This is a genomic window from Streptosporangium sp. NPDC023963, assembly GCF_040639135.1.
Lineage (GTDB): Bacteria > Actinomycetota > Actinomycetes > Streptosporangiales > Streptosporangiaceae > Streptosporangium.
Map to the genome: position 1 here is coordinate 45,268 of NZ_JBEZZK010000022.1, position 16,197 is coordinate 61,464.

Below are 16,197 nucleotides of genomic sequence, written 5' to 3' on the forward strand. Positions count from 1 at the left end.
CTGAGGAGAACCGACATGGACCCCACGCAGTTCGCTATCCAGGCAGTCCGGCACGACGAGCGCCAGAAGGTCGCCGCCCGCCTCAGAGAGATCGGCGGTCTGAAGGTTGCCAACGTTCTCGCCCAGCGCGATTTCATCGCCCGGCATGACCTGTCCTTCCCCTTCGACCTCAGCGACGTGATTCTCGCCGTCGCCGCTGAAGTCGAGAGCTGGCCCATCCCCGAGAACTGACCCGCCCTACCCCCAGAGGAGAAGTGATGACGCTCTTGGCCGAACAGGCGACTTACCGGTTGTGCGAGCGCGGCGGACTCGGAGGCGATGGCGGATCGCTGCCGTTCCTTCACGTGGAGCAGGAGATGGCGTTCCTCAAGGTGCTACGCGTGGCCGACGTGCTGTCGGGGAACCTCGGCGCCAGCATCGACGTGTTGAGCAACGACACCTACATGGTCACCTACTGCGGCGGGTCGCCCTACTGGTGGTTGCCGGGCACGCATGGCGGCGGCATGCACCAGATCTCCTCGCGCGGCTGGTGCTGGGACTGCCTCAAGCAAGACAACGGCTATGTCCATCACCTGCCCCGCGATGTCGAGGTGGCTGTCTTGACGTGCGAGGCCACCTACGACCCGGTGTTCCGTAAGCGGCTGGAGGAGGCGGGACAGACGGCTGAGGAGTACGCCGAGATGACGGCAGGGAACGCCTTGCCGCTGGAGTACTGATCCGATTTCCCCCCGACCCCCGGCTCTCTCTTCCGGTGTTCCTGGTCGGACAGCCTCAGACGCAAGAGAGAGCACTCGACCACCACCCCCAACCGATCAAGGAGAACGATATGAGCGACGAAGAGACGATCAAGCTGAACGTCAGCCTGGGCCTGAGCTACAACGCCAGCAGCTCCCGCCGCGAGGTCATCGACACGGGGATCACAGTCGAGGAGTGGGAGGAGATGTCCCCCGAAGAGCAGGAGAAGGCAGGCGACGAAGCCTACGAGGACTGGCAGAACAACTACCTCGACGGTTCGTGGGACGTAGCCGACTGACCTGCTCAGCCCTTCTCCCAGTTCGGCTGGGCTCGCGTTCGTGGCGCGGGAAGGGCACCAACACCACCCCCACCGATCTTGAACGGAGCCCCCATGCGTTTCCCCCGGACGCCCCGCCAGTTCGCCCGCGCTTTCGCCGCCGGCCTGGTCGTGGTGGCGCTCGTCACCGTCCTGACCACCCGCCCCTGAACCCCGAGGAGACCTGACCATGTCCCGCATCGTCTGGACCACAACCAACTACGGCACCGAGAACGGTCATGTCGGCTCCCGCTCGCTGTTCGCCATTGAGGACAACTCGACGAGCGGGAAGCCGTCCTTCCGGCTCCACACGGACCTGCCAGTCTCCGGGGTCCGCTCCTGGAGGTCCACCAGCTCGGAGAGGCTTCAGGCGCATGCGGAGACGGTGCTCGCCGACTTCGTCGCGAGTCTGGGCGCCGTGTTCCCCACCGACACCGAGGAGGCCTGATGCCCTATCACGTTGGCCAGGAAGTCCGCGTTTTCGACGTCAACGGTTCACCGGAAGACGGCTGGCCTGGCAAGGTCATCATGGCTGGCCGCCGCTACGCCACGGTCACCTACCGGGGGCGGACCGCCCAGTTCATAGCGGCCACCGGCCGAATCAACGACATCCGCGACCACCAGTGGATCGTCGTCCCCGATCCGCCCACCGAGCCTTGACACCGTTGTCGGCCCGCCTCCTACGGGCCGACCCGCCAAACTGGATCCAACCTCTACGCAGAAGGACTGACCCGATGAGCCCCACGCACAAGGTGTTCACCGTCGCTGTCGCCGCTCACGAGGCCGACGCCCCGGAGTGGCGGGTACGGCACGCAGCCGACACCATCGCCGTCGTGTACGCCTACTTCACCTCCGACGCTGACGGCACACCCATCCGGGCAGCGGACGGCACGTTCGAAGTCCACGCCCCGTCCCGCACCACCCTGGACACGCTGCGCCAGATGCTCGTCGACCACGAGGGGTTCACCATCGTCAGCGAAGACGAAGCGCCAGGACATGGTGTCCTGGCCGCCCGCGAGATCTGAGAAGAGAACCGCCCTGATGCTGACCGTCGACCAGCTCGACACAGCTCCCGCAGACTTGACGCCCGCCGAGGTCATCGCCTGGTCCCGCTGCAGCGGCCTCCGCTACGGACGTGAAACCCCGTGTGAGGTGTGCCGGCGCCATGCTGAGCAGAACGTTGCCGCTCTCGCCGAGCACGGCATGGTCATCGTTCCCGCCCCGCCCGTGGATACCCTGCAGCGTCTCCGGGAGTACGCCTCCCACCGCCGAGGCTGCCGCTCCTGGGTCGCCCAGGCATGCGACTGTGGACTCGCCGACCTCGACACCCCGGAGGCGCAGTGAAGCCCCGCCCGTCCCTGCTGGACCGCGCCCGCTGGTGGTGGATGTTTCGCGACGTCACCGCTTCCGACGTGTCCCTGACCGGATCGGGTGGGCGCGTCTTCGTCGAGCTCCACACCCGAGCGCGATGGAAGCGCTGCATCGTGGTGGAGGTCACCCCGGACGAGGCACGCGGGCTCTCCGACCAGATCCGCGACATGCTCGACGAACCCGACCCCCAGGAGGACCGTTGACCGCCCACCACTGCTCTCCACCCGTAGGACCTGGAACTCCGGACGTGTGGACGTGCCTCGACTGCGGGCAGGTGTGGGAGCGCCGCGAGGGCGACTACAGCAGGTGGCGGGATCCCGGTAAGGACAGCGTCCGAGCCCTGTGCCCGCACTGCCGTCAGGAAGGTTTCTGGCCGTGGCCACCCGCAGGCGACAACACGGACGAGAATCACTTCACCCCGCCGCGAGGCCACACCGTGAAATACCTCGACGCCCACTGGACGACCCGAACCGACACCTGCCCGGTCCTCACCGAGGCGTCCCTCCTGTACGACCCCAGACCACCATGGGCGCCGCTGAACACCACCGAGGAGGACCGTTGAGCAAGGACCTGACCGCCCGTCTCCGCGCGGGCTGAGACAATAGCGATCATTGTGGTCGAGTCTCCGCTGTCTCTCGTCGTCTCTCACCCGCGCCTACCTGGCATTGAGCTCCACCGCGGTCCGCGCTCGGGCGCGTCGTACCTGATCGTGATGGCAGTCCCGCTCGCACCGGCGGACTTGGTCGACGTCGGCGACTGGCTCGTCCACCTCGGCCGGGAAGAACTGGAACGCGCCGAGCGCTAGAAAACGGAAAGCGGCCCCCCGCCCACCGGAGGACCGCCCGCCAACCCCACCAGACCCGACCATCACGTGAGTCTTCCCGTAAGCGTACGACCCCGGGGAGGCCACCAATGTCCGACCGCGTCTGTATCGGCCGCTGCAATGCAGGCCAGCGCCGAAGGGCCGAAGAGCACGCCCGCGCTCTCGCCGCCTGGCAGGCCGAGACGAACGCCTGGATCCACGCCACCGACCAGGACACCCGCGGCCCCGAACCGGCACAGCCCGTCGAGCCGACGCTCCGCTGGAACGCTGGCACACCCATCTGGTGCCTCTCCGACTCCGCAGCGATCCGCTCCGCTCTCGCTGACCTCGACGAACAGATGGCGTTGCGTTTCCTCGCGGGCGATGGCCACGGGTCGATCAACCTCAACGAGCGGGTGTCGTCATCGCCGGAACCAAACTCTCCGTCGCCGGCCCACGATGACTGCGACGAGCTGATCCGCTGGCTCCGCGAGTGGGAGAACGAGTACCGGTCCTCGCGCGGCTGGCCCACGTCGCCGCACCGCGGAGAAGCAGCCCCCGCCCTCACCTCGTCTGTCGCCTGGTTCCTCACCCACCTGGACGACATCCTCACCCGCCCTGACTTCTCCGAAGGCTTCGGAACCGGTGTCCTGTACTGGCACAACCGCCTGTCCTCCGCGGCGAAGACCCGCCCACGCCGCATGTCGAAGCAGCTACGCTGCCCTCAGTGCCATCTCGCGACCTTGTCTCAGATCGAGGGCGAAGACCGCATCGAGTGCCGTAACCGCGACTGCGGAGCATCCCGCGGCGGGCCCATGGTCATGACCGTCGAAGAGTACGAGGGCCGCGCCCACGAGACCATCGAGGCCGCCAAGGTTCGCCGGCGCGCGTCGTGAGCGAGTCCTGCCCTACTTGTCGAGGCCGAGGCTCCCTGCCCGATGTGAAGATCTGCGCTCTCCCAGACTGCGGACGCGAGTTCCGGTGGCAGGACGACGGACGGGGGAGAGAGCACCCGCGGGAAGACTCGATCTACTGCTCGACGTCCTGCCAGAACGTTGCCGCCAAGCGCGCCCACCGGCAGAGAACCAAAGATGTCAGGTCATCGCTCGCGACGATCGCCTGACATTTCTCGGTCCGGCGGAAACTCGGGTGTGACGCGTCACGGTTCCCGATAGCGTGAGAAGCGCTTCAGGTGCGAATGGCGACCGGCTACTTCTTTTGGTGAAACTACGCCGGATGCCGATTCTGATCTCTGAAGCTCACAACTGAATGTTTTCCTTCCCCGGTGCGCAGGCAGCGGATACTTCAATGGGAACGATTGGTCGCAGGTTCAAGTCCTGCCCACCCGGCTATACAATTAAACAGTGGGATCCTTTATCTGCAAGCGCAGCGAGTGCGCAGCGGTTTTCGAGAGCAAGCATTCGACCGCGAAGTACTGCAGTCGATCATGCTCAAACAAGGTCAACGTCGCGAACATCGTTGGAGCTAAGCGGCCTCGGCGATACAGTGACCAGGAAATTCTCCAGTTACTCTCCAGCCTGGCCATGGAGTTGGGGCGCACCCCCAGCAAGCGGGACGTAGACACACGCTTGAAACTGAAGAGCGGCGCGATAGCTCACCACTTCGGCACCTTCAACAGGGCCATTGAGATGGCTGGCCTAGCGCCAAACCTTCCGACACCACCGGGCATTGCTGATGATGAACGGCTGGTCGGATGGGCGCTGCGGTTTCACATCCTCTCTCGCGACGGGTTCAGATGCGTCTACTGCGGAGGAGCGCCCGGTGACGGGTACATCCTGCACATCGACCATGTGACTCCGAAGAGTCGAGGTGGGCTTACAGAGGAAGGGAACCTCGTTACTGCGTGCCATGTCTGCAATATGGGCAAGGGTGCGCAGGTCATCGGGTGGTAGCTCAGGCTGGTAGAGCGCTCGTACAAGCCCGCCGCCGACTCTTGACCTCGGGGAAGAACAACTTGATAGCACCTTCCCGGTGCGACGACAGCGGTTACTTCAACACGGGTTCGATTCCCGCTGGCAAGCTCCCGTAAGGGCTCGCTTCCAGCCGCTCATGGCGAGCAGTCGGCTTCGGCCGATCGAGACAAACCGTCGTCATTTTGATCTCGGGAGGGAACAACTTCAGAGCACGCTCGGTGCGCAGGCAAACGGTTACTTCTCACTGCTAATGAGACATAGGTAGGTTCGACACCTGCACTCGGCTCCGGCCGAGGGTCCTGGGACAAGTCCGTCACCGTCGCCGACTTGATCTCGGGCGTGAACTCTTGAACGAGGCCCCTCTCGAACGACCATGAGAGGGGCTTCGTCATGTCCAAGTTCAACACCACGGCCACCCGCCCGGCAGTCTCCAGCCCGATCACCACCGAGCGCACCCCCTCCGGCCGTACCCACGAGGGCGCCCCCGGATACGCCCGCGACGCCAAGGGCGAGCTCTTCCTCCTCGCGGTGTCGAACATGGTCGGCGAGAACACCTTCTACGAGAAGGCCGGTGACCGCGACGACCGGTTCCGCCGGCTCGTCCACCGGGTCGCGGTCGAGGACGGCGAGTGGATGGCCCGCTTCCTGCCGTGGCTGCGGAACGAGGCGAACATGCGGACCGCGCCGCTCGTCGCTGCCCTGGAGTCCGTCAAGGCCCGCCTTGCCGTGGGCGAGCATGGCCTGAACCGGCAGCTCGTCAACAGCGTCATCCAGCGCGCCGACGAGCCTGGCGAGGCCCTCGCCTACTGGACGTCCACGTATGGGCGGGCGATCCCCAAGCCCGTCAAGCGCGGCGTCGCCGACGCCGTCCAGCGCCTGTACACCGAGCGGAACCTCGCCAAGTACGACAGCGACAGCAAGGGCTTCCGCTTCGGCGACGTCATCGACCTCATCCACCCCACCCCGCACGACGACAAGCGGCTCTGGCAGGGCGACCTGTTCGCCCACGCCCTCGACCGCCGGCACGGCCGCGACAAGCCGATCCCTGAGTCGCTGCGGATGCTGCGCTCCCGCGCGGAACTCCTCGCCCTGCCGGTGGGGGAGCGGCGCGCTGTTCTGGCGAACCCGGAGTGGCTGAAGTCCGCGGGCATGACGTGGGAGGCGCTGGCCGGCTGGCTGCAGGGCCCGATGGACGCTGAGGCGTGGGCTGCGGTCGTGCCGTCGATGGGTTACATGGCGCTGATCCGCAACCTCCGCAACTTCGACGAGGCGGGCCTGCCTGATGAGGTGGCGGACCGGATCATCGCCAAGATCGCCGACGCCGACGAGGTGGCGCGGTCGCGGCAGTTGCCGTTCCGCTTCTACTCCGCGTACCGCAACGCGCCAAGCCTGCGATGGGGCCACGCCCTCGACAAGGCGCTCACCTTGGCGACGGGCAACGTGCCCTCGTTCGGCGGGCGCACCCTCGTCCTCGTGGACACGTCGGCGTCGATGACGTCTGGTGCGGTCTCCGAGCGCTCCACCGTCACGCCTGCCCAGGCTGCGGCGCTGTTCGGGGTGGCGCTCGCATCCCGCGGCGAGCAGGTCGACCTGTACGGCTTCGCTGACGGGGTGTTCCGCCACGACGTCGGCAAGGGCGCCTCCGTCCTGAGGGAGATGGACCGGTTCTGCGGGCGGATCGGCGAGGTCGGCCATGGCACACAGATCGCTGCGTCAGTGCAGCGCACCTACAAGGGTCACGACCGGGTTGTCATCCTGTCCGACATGCAGACCATGAGCGGGTACTACGCAACTGGCGTCACGGAGTCGGCGCCCAATCACATCCCGATGTACGGCTTCAACCTGCAGGGGTACCGGCACGCCGCCATGCCCACCGGTTCAGGTAACCGCCACGAGTTCGGGGGCTTCTCCGACGCGTCGTTCCGGCTGATCCCGCTGCTGGAGGCGGGAAAGAACTCGGGATGGCCGTTCTGACCTGCTGAAACGCCGTACTTGTGACACGGACTTGCAGATTTCGCCGTGACGCGTCATGATCTGTCACGGAGACTTATGCCCCCATCCAGGAGAAATCCCGGGTGGGGGCTTTTTTCGTGTTCGGAGGTGACTCCTTGGCCGAATACGACCCCGAAACGGTGTACGTGACCACGAGCCAAGCGGCCGAGTTGTGTGGCGTGAAACCCGATGCGATCCGCCAATGGGTGCGACGGAAGCATCTCGCCCCGGTCGGCAAGGACGTTCACGGCCAGATGCTGTTCACTCAACTCGACGTCGCCAAGGCGGAGTTCAAGACCCGCAAGCACGCGCGCCGGCACGAGAACGTCGCGGCCTAGATTCCCTTAGATTTCCCGATCGGCGCCCCTCTGGCGGGTGGGCGCCGGGCTCCGCGGTGCTCCCCGTGCCGTGTCGAGCCCCCGGGGTTGGTCGGCTGCGCGCGAGGCGCCGGCCAGCCCCTTCAAGACGCACACCCTTGCCCTGGCGGGTGGGTGTGCCGCGCGACTGCTGAACGTGGGAGTCCCCCGACGAACACGATCGCCGCGCACCGTGGTCCGGCTCTCCTGTGCGGGGGGTCGCCGGAAGAGCCGGACCACACAAACGTCCAAACCCCCTTGGAGAAGCAATGAACGCAGTGAAGCCGTACCTCGTCGTGGGCGTCCCCGAGGACTTCGGCCTCGAAAGCACGCCTCCGTATCTGGCGGTGCTCGACTGGCTTCGGTCGGAAGGCATCGATCCCGATAGCGGCAACCGGTGCGAGGTGTACGAAGGCGGCGACAAGCCGTACGCGAAGGTGACGGTGTTCACCCTCGACGCTGACGGCGAACGAGTCGTAGACGCGGCGCGTGAGGAGTTCGTCACCCACGTCGAGACCGTAGCTCTGTCCTCGCTGCCTCCCGTCCGAGACGAGTGACCGATGCGGATCCAGATCCTTCCCCTGCCCTCAGTCGTCGTCGGCGATGACGTCCAAGAGCCGTTCGCGCTCGTCGTGGACCAGTGGCGGTCGCCGCTTTCGCCCGATGAGTTCATGGCGGGCTGGCACAAGTTCCGCGACGAGTGCGGGGCCAAGGCAGTCTTTGTCACTGAGGACACGGCCGAGGTCGTAGACCGGTACGCAGAACCCGCCGAAGCTGGGTTCGCTGACCGTGAGGTCGCCCGCCTGGAAGACTTCCTCACCTCGCAGTTCCCGCTCCCGCACGGCGTGCCCGGACCTGATGACACCCCGGTAGACGTAGCGATCAACCTCTTGCGGGTGGAGGCGCTCCGGGCGGACTTCAAGAACGTCAGCGAGAAGCTTCGCCCGGTGTTCAAACAGTTCCGGGAAGCTGGGCAGCGGGTCGAGGAATCGAGCGAAGGTGAACCCGTAGAGCTCGCCAGCCTGCCGCCCGAAGTGATCACCCTCACCCGCGCTGTTGACCGGATGCGTGACGAGTGGGCCGAGGCTGACGTCCACGCCCGCTACGAGCTGTGGATGGCAGTGCATGACGCCTCGGACGCCGTCTACAAAGGGCCCTACCGAGAGACGTCGGTTGCGAAGAGACCGCCTGACTACATCGGCCCCGACGGGCGAGAGGGCTGGATGTGAGGCTGTTCCGCCGCCACCGAGGCTCCCAGACCGACGACGTCACCCCGAACTACGAGATCCACGTCGTCCCGCCCAACGGAGATCCCGCCGAGTTCGAGCGGATCGCGAGAGCCGCCTTCGCTCGCCAGAGCCGACCCGCGCCGAAGCAGCCCAGCATCGAGCAGTCCATCAGCGTGCGCTGCTCCTGCGGAAACGACATGTCCCCGTCCGCGCTTCTCTCAGCGACGGAGAACAGCAGAACGGTCCGCATGACCTGCGGCGGCTGCACTGACACGGTGGACATCACCTTCCTGGCGGTGGCCAAGTGAGCGCCAGGACCACCCACCCCGACGAGGACCCGGGCGTGGCATCCAACAGGCTTGCGATGCTCGTCAGTTTCTACCGGGGGCGTCGAAGCGCCCGCGCCGTGACACCGTCGCCCAAGCTGACCGCCCGGCAGGTCCTCACCGCCTCCCTCCGAAAAGCCGACTTCCTCGCCGAGGGCCACGTCCAAGCCCTCGCAGACGGCATCCTGCTCGACCTCGACGAGCACGGGCTGACCATCGTCGCGAGCGGAGACGTCGAGTGAGCGTCCTCCGTCGTGCTTGGCGGGTCCTCGCAGACCCGCCCACCAGCGAAGCCGCCAGCTTCATCCGCGTCATGGTGCCGATCTGGGCCCTCGCGGCGCTGCTCAGCCTCGTACCGGGCTGGCCGGTTCCGCTTGCTCGACTGGTTGATGTGCTGTGGTTGTACGTCGTGCTGGTCGTGGTGAGGCAGCGAGACGAAGCCCGAGCCGACGCCCGCCAGGCTGAGCGATCTGCCTGCACCTGATCCATTTTCCTGGGCATATTGCTCAACCAGAATGCCCGGGAAGCGGTTTTCGGCCCAGTTCGCGGCACCTCGGACTGGTAGAATTTGGACAACAAAAAAGACCCCGACAGGCGTTTGTGATAGGCCGCCCGTCGAGGTCAGTCGCCAACCTGGGAAAGCAGGCTGACGTGCATCAGCGTACTTACTCTCTCGCCGGTGTCGAATGGACGGGCTGGTCCCTTGAGGATGCCCACCCCATCCAGAGTGACCCGCAGCGCAAGAACGCAGGCTTCGTTTACATCGTCGAGTTCAGCGACGGATGGATCAAGGTAGGGCACGCGCTTGATGCGCGACGTCGGCTGGCTTCTTACCCCAAAGAGGCGCACCTTCGTAACGCTCGTGTCAGCCGGGCTTACATCTCCAAGCCGCACAAGGATCGCTGGTCGAACGAAGCCAAGATGATCGACTTCTGTGCCAGGAACGCACGCCCGACCGGTCGGGAGTACTTCCAGGGAATCAGCTACGAGCGGGTTCTTCGGTTCACGGAGGGCTTGCCTCAGGAACTCGCGACCTTCGAAGAGATCGCTGAGAACGAGCGCAAGGCGGAAGCCTTCGTCGAAGGCTTCCAGAGGGTTGCGTGGGAGTCGTCGCGGCCGAAGGATGGCGCTGTCAATCAGTGGCACGGTAATGCAAGTCGGTACATCGCCGAACTCTTCGGGCGACGACCTGATGGTTCGTACAACTACGGTGTGCGCTCTGCCGAGACCGACCCAGGCACCCCCGAAGCAGCGAATGCTCTCTGGGATGCGTTGTGCGAAGTCGCCGACGCCAAAGGATGCTGCCTGGAGTGCGTCCTGGCCATGTCTCCCATAGACATGATCGAAGATCTCCTCATCACGATGGTCCAGACCGAGGCGCTCCGCCTACGCAACCACGCCCGCGAACATGGGCACTCTGGCCCCAACGAGCCAATGGGTGACGCCATCAAGCGGGCGCTCCCTGCCGATGACCCCAGGTTCGACACCGAGCGAGACCCAGACAGCGACTACTGGGACTTCGACCCCGAGATGGGGCACCGCAGGTGGACGAAGCAGGGCGACCTCGTCGAAGTGGTGGAGGAACTCCCTCCCTGCCTCTCCTAGTCGCACGATCTTCGGCCCGACCGTACAGGTCCACATCTGGCGCGGTCGGGCCGAGCAAGTTCCGGGCGGGCGGCAAGGCAGGACACGGATGATCACTAGAAGGTCTTTGTGGCCGTTGCGGCCTTCGCTGGGCTCGCTGCCCGCCCGGCACCACCCCCGACCCCCTGGAGATCGCGATGAGTGCCTCGCATAACCAGACCGCCGAGAACGTCGCCCGTGCCTTTCACGAGGCGTATGAGCGTCTTGCCCCCAAGTTCAACTACAAGACGCGTGAGGCGAGCGCGGTCCCGTGGGAGGACGTGCCAGCCGCGAACAAAAACCTGATGATCGCGGTCGTGGACTCTCTCCTCACTGACGGTCTGATCACGACCGCCCAGAGCGAGCCGAAAAGCTTGAGCGGGGCGGCTTCACCCAAGGTCATGCTGAACATTCAGCCGAAGGAACCCGAGTCCCGGGTGGTCTTCGTGACTGATCCCCGGATACGCGCCTGACCCCCTTCCCGTCCCCCAGGGAGCACGCCCATGACCCGCCAGAGCAGTCCGATCGTGGAGTTCATCACCGCCCGCCTCGACGAGGCTAAGCGGGACATCAAGCAGATCGAGGAGTACGGCGGGTGCTGCTCCGGTTGTCACTGCGGATGCGCTGACCCTGCGCGCCTGCTCCGCGACCTCGGCGCCAAGCGGCGGATCCTCGCTGAGTTCGAGCGGTGCGGCCCGCACACGCAGGGGTATCCCGGTCTGAGGTTCTCGGTGTTGATACTCGCTGAGGTGTGGGCGGAGCACGAGGACTACGTGGCTGCTGTCGGCGCCCAGGACGTGGACTGATGGACGACAGCAGCGTCCGCGCTTACTTCGTGCCCCGGGCACACAACCCCGACGCGCCCACCGTTGAGGAAATCGCCGCAAGCACCTTCCTAGGCGTCGTGGTTGACGATGGTCTCCAGTTCACCCGAGACGAGAGCGCCGACCGCGTACAGGTCCTCACCCATCAGGGACGCCGCTACCGGGTCATCCGCCATCTAGACGGCTCTGTTGACGTGCTCTACGAGGGCACCATCTGACCTCGGCTTTTGTCGGCGCCCACCCATAGTCTGCGCTCGTGGACGAGTCAGGGCTACCGCCGCGCCCGCCGATGGTGTTGTTCCGTGACCGGGTGGCATGGGTGCGAGCCCGCCGCCTGACGGACGCCGACACCTGGCTCGCCCTCATCTTCTGGGACACCATGATCGGCCCGACCCGGCACGTCAACGAGCGGTGGGTACCGCTGGACGACATCCTCCGCTTGCCTGGCGAGAACTACGACCACGTCCCCAAGCTGACCTGACCCGATCCCCCTGAAAGGCCGTCCACTGGGCGGCCTTTTTGTCGTGCGCCGAGGAGGTCCCCGTTGGCTCTCTCGCCCACCGCCTGGACCCCGGAGACGGGCCTCACCTACGCGGAGTGGCTGCGGGACAAGAGCCCGCAGACGCGCCCTCAGGGCTGGAGCAACGCCACCCGAGACGTGGTCCGCGAGGGCTACGGCAAGGACGGCCGGCGCTTCAAGGCCACGACCGACCAGCTCGGTAACGACGTCGTGCAGCACGGCGCCGACCAGCAGTCAGTACGCATCCGATCCGTGGAGACCGTCCACGCCTCCATTCCCGCATCCGCACTCCAAGGGAGCACCGATGTCCAGCGCTGACCGCGCCGCCCAACTGCGAGCAGAGGCCGACGCCCTCGAAGCGCTCGCCGACCTCGAAGCTGACCTGCTGGCCGCTAAGGCGTCCGGCGACAAGGAAGCCGTGAGAGCCGCCGCTGAGGCCCTGCGTGAGGCCCGATCTCTCACCCGCGCTGAGGAAGTCACGGTCGGCGGCGACGCCTTCGTCAGCAACACCACCGAGGAGGGCTGACGGATGGCGATCTCTGCTGGCATCTTCGTCAACAACATCATCGCTGCGCTCGGTTCCGCGAACCTGGACATCGACCTGGAGTCGGAGACCGAACTCAAGGTTGCCCTGTTCACGAACAGTGTGACTCCGGACTTCGACGCATCCACTGCGAACGCCGCGTACGGGGCGGGCGTGTGGAACGCCAACGAGGTGTCAGGCACGGGCTACACCGCAGGCGGCCTGGTCATCACCTCGACCACGCTCACTGGCAGTTCGGGCGTGATGACGTTCGACTCCGCTGACCCGTCCTGGGCGTCCTCGACGATCACGAACGCCCGAGGCGCGCTCATCTACAACAACGTGCTCTCGCCCAAGAGTGGGATCGTCGTGGCCAACCTCGGCGCCGACTACAGCACGTCCAACGGCACGCTCCTAATTCAGGTTGCCGCTGGCGGATGGTTCAACGTCGACCTGGTCCCGTGACCTGCGTAAACGTGTCGTAGCCCTTGCCACCTCCGGGTGGTTTTTTGTTGCCCGGCCCCGAACGGTAGGGGGGTCCGGGCGTGCCCATCGCGATTGACGGATCGTCCCCGGCGATCGTCTCCAACAGCGGCTCGCTGACGGCGACTACGGCGGCGTTCTCCCCTCCGGCGTCCACGGTGCTGGTCGCGATGGTGAGCGCTTTCTCCGGCGTGGCGCCCACCATCACCGGCGGTGGCTTGACGTGGACGCGCCGCCGCCAGTCGGCTGACAACCCGTTCTACTCGGAAGTCTGGACAGCTCCGTGCCCATCTGGCGCCACCAACATCACGGTGACCGCCACAGTGACCGCCGCCGGCACTTCCGCCATAGCGCTCAAGGTTGATGTCGCTACTGGCGCGGACCTGGCATCTCCGGCAGGTAGCGGCGGTACAGGCGCCAGCGGCACGAACAACCTCACCGTCAACGGCTACACGTCCACCGTGGCAGGGTCGCGTGGTTTCGCCGCCGCCCAGGACCACAACGCCCTCGGTACCGCCACCAGCAGCGACGACGAAACAGCCGCGAACACCTCGTCTTTTTCGGCTCTCGCTGTCCGTAAAGCAGCTAACACCGCATCCGCCTCTACTGTCGTTCAGTTCAACTTCGACGCGGCAGGTAGCGGCGGCGCGGACTGGCAGTGGGCGGCGTTCGAACTGCTGGCGTCGGCCAGCACCAGCGCTACCGCCACCCCACCCGTGGTGGTTGCGTTGTCGTCGGTGCCTGCCGCTGCGACCCGCACCGGCTCCGCCGCTTCCCCTGGCGTGGTGGCTGCGACCGCGTCGGTTCCTGCCCCGCAGGTAGCGACTGCGACGATCGCCGCCCCCGCCGTGGTGGCGGCGTCCGCGACTATTCCCGCACCGGCGACTCGCACGGGCTCGACCGCAACCCCATCCGTGGTCGCCGCCGCCGCGTCCATCCCGGAGCCTGACACCTCTGACGGTTCTCTCCCGCCCACCCTGCGCGGAGACGTCATCACCGTAACCACCATCGATGACGTCAGCCCCGTCGGCAAACCCGCCGGAACCACGGAGGGCGACGTTCTCCTCGCCCTGCAAGCAGCTGACTCCGGTGACCTGTCCGACATGCCCGCCCCCACCGGCGGCACCACCTGGCAGCTGCTGGACGACTACACCGAAGGCACGTCCACGCTGCAGGTCAAACTCTGGTGGAAAGTCGCTGGCGCGTCTGAGCCCTCGACGTACGACTTCACGCAGAACTCGGCCGCTGACGGCGTCGTCTTCCTCGCCGCCATCCAAGACGCCGACCCTGAAGCAACCCCGGTAGTCGCCCAGTCCAGTGCGGGCACCGCCACGATCTCCATCTCGCCGGGCATCACCCCAGACGCCGCCCTGAGCTTGGAGTTCCGCTTCGCCGCCGCTATGCCTGAGGTGGGTTCTGAGCCGATCTCGTGGACTGCCCCGGCAGGGTATGACGAGCAGGGCGACGCCCAGTCACGCTCCTACACCAGCGCAGCCGTCGCCACCCGAGAGCTCACCTCGAGCGCTCCGACCGACGACGAGGAGTTCGTCGCCTCGGATGTGATCAGCTACGAGGTTGGTTTCACGGTCGCGGTCGGCGGCGGATCTCCGGCTCCGGTAGACGCGACCGCCACCCCATCGGTAGTCGCGGCCACGTCGTCTGTTCCGGCTCCGGCGGTGTCGGCAGGTTCCACAGCGGCGCCCACCACGGTCAGCGCTACGGCGAGCGTCCCGTCGCCGTCGACCAGGACGGGCTCTTCAGCTTCCCCTGCGGTCGTCTCGGCTGCGGCGAGCATCCCAGCGCCCACCACGGCCACGGGTTCAACGGCGTCTCCGGCCAGGGTTCAGGCCACCGCTTCGGTCCCCGGCCCGTCGGTGTCGGCGGGAACCTCAGCTACCCCTTCGGTGGTTGTGGCGTCGGCCAGCGTCCCGGCTCCGGCGGTCACAGCCGTCAAGACAGCCTCACCCGGCGTGGTGCAGGCTTCCGCCTCCATCCCGGCTCCGAGCGCGTCTGTGGGCGCTACAGCCTCACCGGCCGTGGTCTCCGCGAGCACGAGCATCCCGTCCCCATCGGTTCTCGCCCAGAAGGTCGCCAACCCGGCCACGGTTGCCGCCACGGCTTCCGTGCCGGCCCCGGCGACGTCTACGGGCTCCACCGCCTCACCATCGGCGGTGACCGCCCAGGCGAGCGTCCCGGCCCCGACGACGACCACCGGCGCCTCATCGTCCCCGGCCGTCGTTCAGGCCATGGCCAGCGTCGGCACTCCGACGGTGGAGACCAGTTCGGCCATCACCCCGGCCGTGGTCTCTGCTGCCGCGTCGATCCCGACACCGTCGGTGAGCGCCGCGGGCAACACCACCGCGAACCCTGCGGTAGTCGCTGCCTCGGCGAGCGTCCCGGCGCCCACCGCATCCGTCGGCCAAACCGCAGCCCCGGCAGTCGTCGAGGCTTTGTCCACGGTGCCCGCGGCGAGCACCTCGGCAGGCTCCACTGCCAGCCCGAGCACGGTCTCCGCGAGCTCCTCGATCCCGGCGCCCACTATCGCCTCGGACTCGACCGCCACCCCGACGGTTGTTGCCGCGACAACGTCCATCCCGGCGCCCGGCGTGCAGTCGGGATCCTCGACCACGGCCAGCCCCGGCGTGGTGTCCGCGGTTGCTTCGGTCGGGTCGCCCACCATCACCACAGGGTCTGCGGCCAGCCCGGCTGTGGTCGCCGCTACGGCGTCGGTACCCGCTCCGGGGGCCTCCACCGGGGCCACCGCCTCGCCGCCCGTTGTGGCGGCGTTTGCGCTCGTTCCGAGCCCGGCCTCCACCACAGGCGCCACAGCCAGCCCCGCGGTAGTCGCGGCGACCACGAGCATCCCGCTGCCCGAGGTCACCGCCGACGGCAACACGACCGCCTCACCAGCGACCGTCACCGCGACGGTTGCGATCCCGGCGCCCACCACCTCGGCTGGCGCCTCGATCACCGCCTCGGCCATCACGGTCACGGCGGCGATCCCGACGCCGACCACCACCGCAACCACCATCGTCACCGCCCACCCGGCGACGGTGCAGGCCACGACCACGATCCCCGCCGCGAGCATCACCACCACGGCGAGACCAGCCACGGTCGCGGCCACGTCCACCATCCCCGGCCCTGCGGTGTCCACCACGGACCC

At 66.8% G+C, this 16,197-nt stretch carries 29 protein-coding genes; 26 read left to right on the forward strand and 3 right to left on the reverse strand.

The features are described 5' to 3' along the window. The first annotated feature begins 15 nt into the window (after positions 1 to 15). The 26 genes from AB0F88_RS39950 (at position 16) to AB0F88_RS40075 (ending at position 13,016) form a co-directional block, all read left to right on the forward strand. Entirely contained in the window at positions 16 to 231 is a 216-nt protein-coding gene (locus AB0F88_RS39950) for a hypothetical protein (protein ID WP_362696523.1), read from the forward strand. 26 nt (positions 232 to 257) lie between these two features. Next, positions 258 to 716 (forward strand): hypothetical protein, encoded by a 459-nt coding sequence (locus tag AB0F88_RS39955; RefSeq protein WP_362696525.1) that lies wholly within the window; start codon positions 258 to 260, stop codon positions 714 to 716. A gap of 110 nt (positions 717 to 826) precedes the next feature. Then, the gene (locus tag AB0F88_RS39960; protein ID WP_362696527.1) at positions 827 to 1,033 is read left to right on the forward strand and encodes a hypothetical protein; all 207 of its coding nucleotides are present in this window, start codon (positions 827 to 829) and stop codon (positions 1,031 to 1,033) included. Positions 1,034 to 1,241: 208 nt separating this feature from the next. After that, complete coding sequence (locus AB0F88_RS39965; protein WP_362696529.1) at positions 1,242 to 1,499, forward strand: hypothetical protein; 258 nt, start codon at positions 1,242 to 1,244, stop codon at positions 1,497 to 1,499. Continuing rightward, the gene (locus AB0F88_RS39970) at positions 1,499 to 1,711 is read left to right on the forward strand and encodes a hypothetical protein (RefSeq protein ID WP_362696531.1); all 213 of its coding nucleotides are present in this window, start codon (positions 1,499 to 1,501) and stop codon (positions 1,709 to 1,711) included. Before AB0F88_RS39965 ends, AB0F88_RS39970 begins: the two co-directional genes overlap by 1 nt. A gap of 74 nt (positions 1,712 to 1,785) precedes the next feature. Then, a complete protein-coding gene (locus AB0F88_RS39975) occupies positions 1,786 to 2,076 on the forward strand; it encodes a hypothetical protein (RefSeq protein ID WP_362696533.1) in 291 nt (96 codons plus the stop codon). A gap of 16 nt (positions 2,077 to 2,092) precedes the next feature. Next, on the forward strand, positions 2,093 to 2,395 hold the full coding sequence (locus tag AB0F88_RS39980; protein ID WP_362696535.1) for a hypothetical protein: 303 nt from the start codon (positions 2,093 to 2,095) through the stop codon (positions 2,393 to 2,395). Continuing rightward, complete coding sequence (locus AB0F88_RS39985; protein WP_362696537.1) at positions 2,392 to 2,625, forward strand: hypothetical protein; 234 nt, start codon at positions 2,392 to 2,394, stop codon at positions 2,623 to 2,625. The genes AB0F88_RS39980 and AB0F88_RS39985 overlap by 4 nt, the downstream gene beginning before the upstream one ends. A gap of 44 nt (positions 2,626 to 2,669) precedes the next feature. Further along, positions 2,670 to 2,984 (forward strand): hypothetical protein, encoded by a 315-nt coding sequence (locus tag AB0F88_RS39990; RefSeq protein WP_362696539.1) that lies wholly within the window; start codon positions 2,670 to 2,672, stop codon positions 2,982 to 2,984. Between the two features lie 350 nt (positions 2,985 to 3,334). Next, positions 3,335 to 4,120: a hypothetical protein gene (locus AB0F88_RS39995; RefSeq protein WP_362696541.1), complete on the forward strand. Its 786-nt coding sequence runs from the start codon at positions 3,335 to 3,337 to the stop codon at positions 4,118 to 4,120. Positions 4,121 to 4,588: 468 nt separating this feature from the next. Next, the gene (locus tag AB0F88_RS40000) at positions 4,589 to 5,137 is read left to right on the forward strand and encodes an HNH endonuclease (RefSeq protein WP_362696543.1); all 549 of its coding nucleotides are present in this window, start codon (positions 4,589 to 4,591) and stop codon (positions 5,135 to 5,137) included. Positions 5,138 to 5,548: 411 nt separating this feature from the next. After that, positions 5,549 to 7,132 carry a TROVE domain-containing protein gene (locus AB0F88_RS40005; RefSeq protein WP_362696545.1) on the forward strand — a complete coding sequence of 528 codons (1,584 nt, stop codon included), beginning with the start codon at positions 5,549 to 5,551 and terminating at the stop codon, positions 7,130 to 7,132. A 134-nt stretch (positions 7,133 to 7,266) separates the two neighbouring features. Next, complete coding sequence (locus AB0F88_RS40010) at positions 7,267 to 7,488, forward strand: helix-turn-helix domain-containing protein (protein ID WP_362696547.1); 222 nt, start codon at positions 7,267 to 7,269, stop codon at positions 7,486 to 7,488. Between the two features lie 287 nt (positions 7,489 to 7,775). After that, positions 7,776 to 8,063: a hypothetical protein gene (locus AB0F88_RS40015; protein ID WP_362696549.1), complete on the forward strand. Its 288-nt coding sequence runs from the start codon at positions 7,776 to 7,778 to the stop codon at positions 8,061 to 8,063. Between the two features lie 3 nt (positions 8,064 to 8,066). Then, positions 8,067 to 8,735, forward strand: a complete 669-nt coding sequence (locus AB0F88_RS40020) for a hypothetical protein (protein ID WP_362696551.1) — start codon at positions 8,067 to 8,069, stop codon at positions 8,733 to 8,735. Further along, on the forward strand, positions 8,732 to 9,043 hold the full coding sequence (locus AB0F88_RS40025; RefSeq protein WP_362696553.1) for a hypothetical protein: 312 nt from the start codon (positions 8,732 to 8,734) through the stop codon (positions 9,041 to 9,043). Before AB0F88_RS40020 ends, AB0F88_RS40025 begins: the two co-directional genes overlap by 4 nt. Further along, the gene (locus AB0F88_RS40030) at positions 9,040 to 9,303 is read left to right on the forward strand and encodes a hypothetical protein (protein ID WP_362696555.1); all 264 of its coding nucleotides are present in this window, start codon (positions 9,040 to 9,042) and stop codon (positions 9,301 to 9,303) included. Before AB0F88_RS40025 ends, AB0F88_RS40030 begins: the two co-directional genes overlap by 4 nt. Next, positions 9,300 to 9,545: a hypothetical protein gene (locus AB0F88_RS40035; RefSeq protein WP_362696557.1), complete on the forward strand. Its 246-nt coding sequence runs from the start codon at positions 9,300 to 9,302 to the stop codon at positions 9,543 to 9,545. Before AB0F88_RS40030 ends, AB0F88_RS40035 begins: the two co-directional genes overlap by 4 nt. A gap of 167 nt (positions 9,546 to 9,712) precedes the next feature. Beyond that, positions 9,713 to 10,666: a hypothetical protein gene (locus AB0F88_RS40040; protein WP_362696559.1), complete on the forward strand. Its 954-nt coding sequence runs from the start codon at positions 9,713 to 9,715 to the stop codon at positions 10,664 to 10,666. Between the two features lie 176 nt (positions 10,667 to 10,842). Continuing rightward, the gene (locus AB0F88_RS40045) at positions 10,843 to 11,157 is read left to right on the forward strand and encodes a hypothetical protein (protein ID WP_362696561.1); all 315 of its coding nucleotides are present in this window, start codon (positions 10,843 to 10,845) and stop codon (positions 11,155 to 11,157) included. 30 nt (positions 11,158 to 11,187) lie between these two features. Next, a complete protein-coding gene (locus tag AB0F88_RS40050) occupies positions 11,188 to 11,490 on the forward strand; it encodes a DUF6221 family protein (RefSeq protein WP_362696563.1) in 303 nt (100 codons plus the stop codon). Continuing rightward, positions 11,490 to 11,726 (forward strand): hypothetical protein, encoded by a 237-nt coding sequence (locus AB0F88_RS40055; RefSeq protein ID WP_362696565.1) that lies wholly within the window; start codon positions 11,490 to 11,492, stop codon positions 11,724 to 11,726. Before AB0F88_RS40050 ends, AB0F88_RS40055 begins: the two co-directional genes overlap by 1 nt. A 38-nt stretch (positions 11,727 to 11,764) precedes the next feature. Next, positions 11,765 to 11,989 carry a hypothetical protein gene (locus AB0F88_RS40060; protein ID WP_362696567.1) on the forward strand — a complete coding sequence of 75 codons (225 nt, stop codon included), beginning with the start codon at positions 11,765 to 11,767 and terminating at the stop codon, positions 11,987 to 11,989. 63 nt (positions 11,990 to 12,052) lie between these two features. Then, positions 12,053 to 12,346, forward strand: a complete 294-nt coding sequence (locus AB0F88_RS40065) for a hypothetical protein (RefSeq protein WP_362696569.1) — start codon at positions 12,053 to 12,055, stop codon at positions 12,344 to 12,346. Then, a complete protein-coding gene (locus AB0F88_RS40070) occupies positions 12,333 to 12,554 on the forward strand; it encodes a hypothetical protein (RefSeq protein ID WP_362696571.1) in 222 nt (73 codons plus the stop codon). The genes AB0F88_RS40065 and AB0F88_RS40070 overlap by 14 nt, the downstream gene beginning before the upstream one ends. 3 nt (positions 12,555 to 12,557) lie before the next feature. After that, positions 12,558 to 13,016 (forward strand): hypothetical protein, encoded by a 459-nt coding sequence (locus tag AB0F88_RS40075; RefSeq protein ID WP_362696573.1) that lies wholly within the window; start codon positions 12,558 to 12,560, stop codon positions 13,014 to 13,016. Between the two features lie 631 nt (positions 13,017 to 13,647). Here AB0F88_RS40075 and AB0F88_RS40080 read toward each other — a convergent pair. The 3 genes from AB0F88_RS40080 to AB0F88_RS40090 form a co-directional block, all read right to left on the reverse strand. Further along, complete coding sequence (locus AB0F88_RS40080; protein ID WP_362696575.1) at positions 13,648 to 13,971, reverse strand: hypothetical protein; 324 nt, start codon at positions 13,969 to 13,971, stop codon at positions 13,648 to 13,650. Positions 13,972 to 14,877: 906 nt separating this feature from the next. Further along, positions 14,878 to 15,246, reverse strand: coding sequence for a hypothetical protein (locus AB0F88_RS40085; protein WP_362696577.1), 369 nt, complete (start codon positions 15,244 to 15,246; stop codon positions 14,878 to 14,880). Positions 15,247 to 15,273: 27 nt separating this feature from the next. Then, complete coding sequence (locus tag AB0F88_RS40090) at positions 15,274 to 16,158, reverse strand: hypothetical protein (protein WP_362696579.1); 885 nt, start codon at positions 16,156 to 16,158, stop codon at positions 15,274 to 15,276. Between the last annotated feature and the right edge of the window lie 39 nt (positions 16,159 to 16,197).

Bases quoted from the DNA above. Each gene is read 5' to 3' on its own strand.
- AB0F88_RS39995 (WP_362696541.1), top strand. From the start codon at position 3,335: ATGTCCGACCGCGTCTGTATCGGCCGCTGCAATGCAGGCCAGCGCCGA.
- AB0F88_RS40050 (WP_362696563.1), top strand. From the start codon at position 11,188: ATGACCCGCCAGAGCAGTCCGATCGTGGAGTTCATCACCGCCCGCCTC.
- AB0F88_RS40005 (WP_362696545.1), top strand. From the start codon at position 5,549: ATGTCCAAGTTCAACACCACGGCCACCCGCCCGGCAGTCTCCAGCCCG.
- AB0F88_RS40015 (WP_362696549.1), top strand. From the start codon at position 7,776: ATGAACGCAGTGAAGCCGTACCTCGTCGTGGGCGTCCCCGAGGACTTC.
- AB0F88_RS39960 (WP_362696527.1), top strand. From the start codon at position 827: ATGAGCGACGAAGAGACGATCAAGCTGAACGTCAGCCTGGGCCTGAGC.
- AB0F88_RS40055 (WP_362696565.1), top strand. From the start codon at position 11,490: ATGGACGACAGCAGCGTCCGCGCTTACTTCGTGCCCCGGGCACACAAC.
- AB0F88_RS40045 (WP_362696561.1), top strand. From the start codon at position 10,843: ATGAGTGCCTCGCATAACCAGACCGCCGAGAACGTCGCCCGTGCCTTT.
- AB0F88_RS39970 (WP_362696531.1), top strand. From the start codon at position 1,499: ATGCCCTATCACGTTGGCCAGGAAGTCCGCGTTTTCGACGTCAACGGT.
- AB0F88_RS39975 (WP_362696533.1), top strand. From the start codon at position 1,786: ATGAGCCCCACGCACAAGGTGTTCACCGTCGCTGTCGCCGCTCACGAG.
- AB0F88_RS40070 (WP_362696571.1), top strand. From the start codon at position 12,333: ATGTCCAGCGCTGACCGCGCCGCCCAACTGCGAGCAGAGGCCGACGCC.
- AB0F88_RS40020 (WP_362696551.1), top strand. From the start codon at position 8,067: ATGCGGATCCAGATCCTTCCCCTGCCCTCAGTCGTCGTCGGCGATGAC.
- AB0F88_RS39950 (WP_362696523.1), top strand. From the start codon at position 16: ATGGACCCCACGCAGTTCGCTATCCAGGCAGTCCGGCACGACGAGCGC.
- AB0F88_RS40080 (WP_362696575.1), bottom strand. From the start codon at position 13,971: ATGGACGCGGCGGCGGCGACCACGGATGGGGTTGCGGTCGAGCCCGTG.
- AB0F88_RS40075 (WP_362696573.1), top strand. From the start codon at position 12,558: ATGGCGATCTCTGCTGGCATCTTCGTCAACAACATCATCGCTGCGCTC.
- AB0F88_RS39955 (WP_362696525.1), top strand. From the start codon at position 258: ATGACGCTCTTGGCCGAACAGGCGACTTACCGGTTGTGCGAGCGCGGC.
- AB0F88_RS39965 (WP_362696529.1), top strand. From the start codon at position 1,242: ATGTCCCGCATCGTCTGGACCACAACCAACTACGGCACCGAGAACGGT.
- AB0F88_RS39980 (WP_362696535.1), top strand. From the start codon at position 2,093: ATGCTGACCGTCGACCAGCTCGACACAGCTCCCGCAGACTTGACGCCC.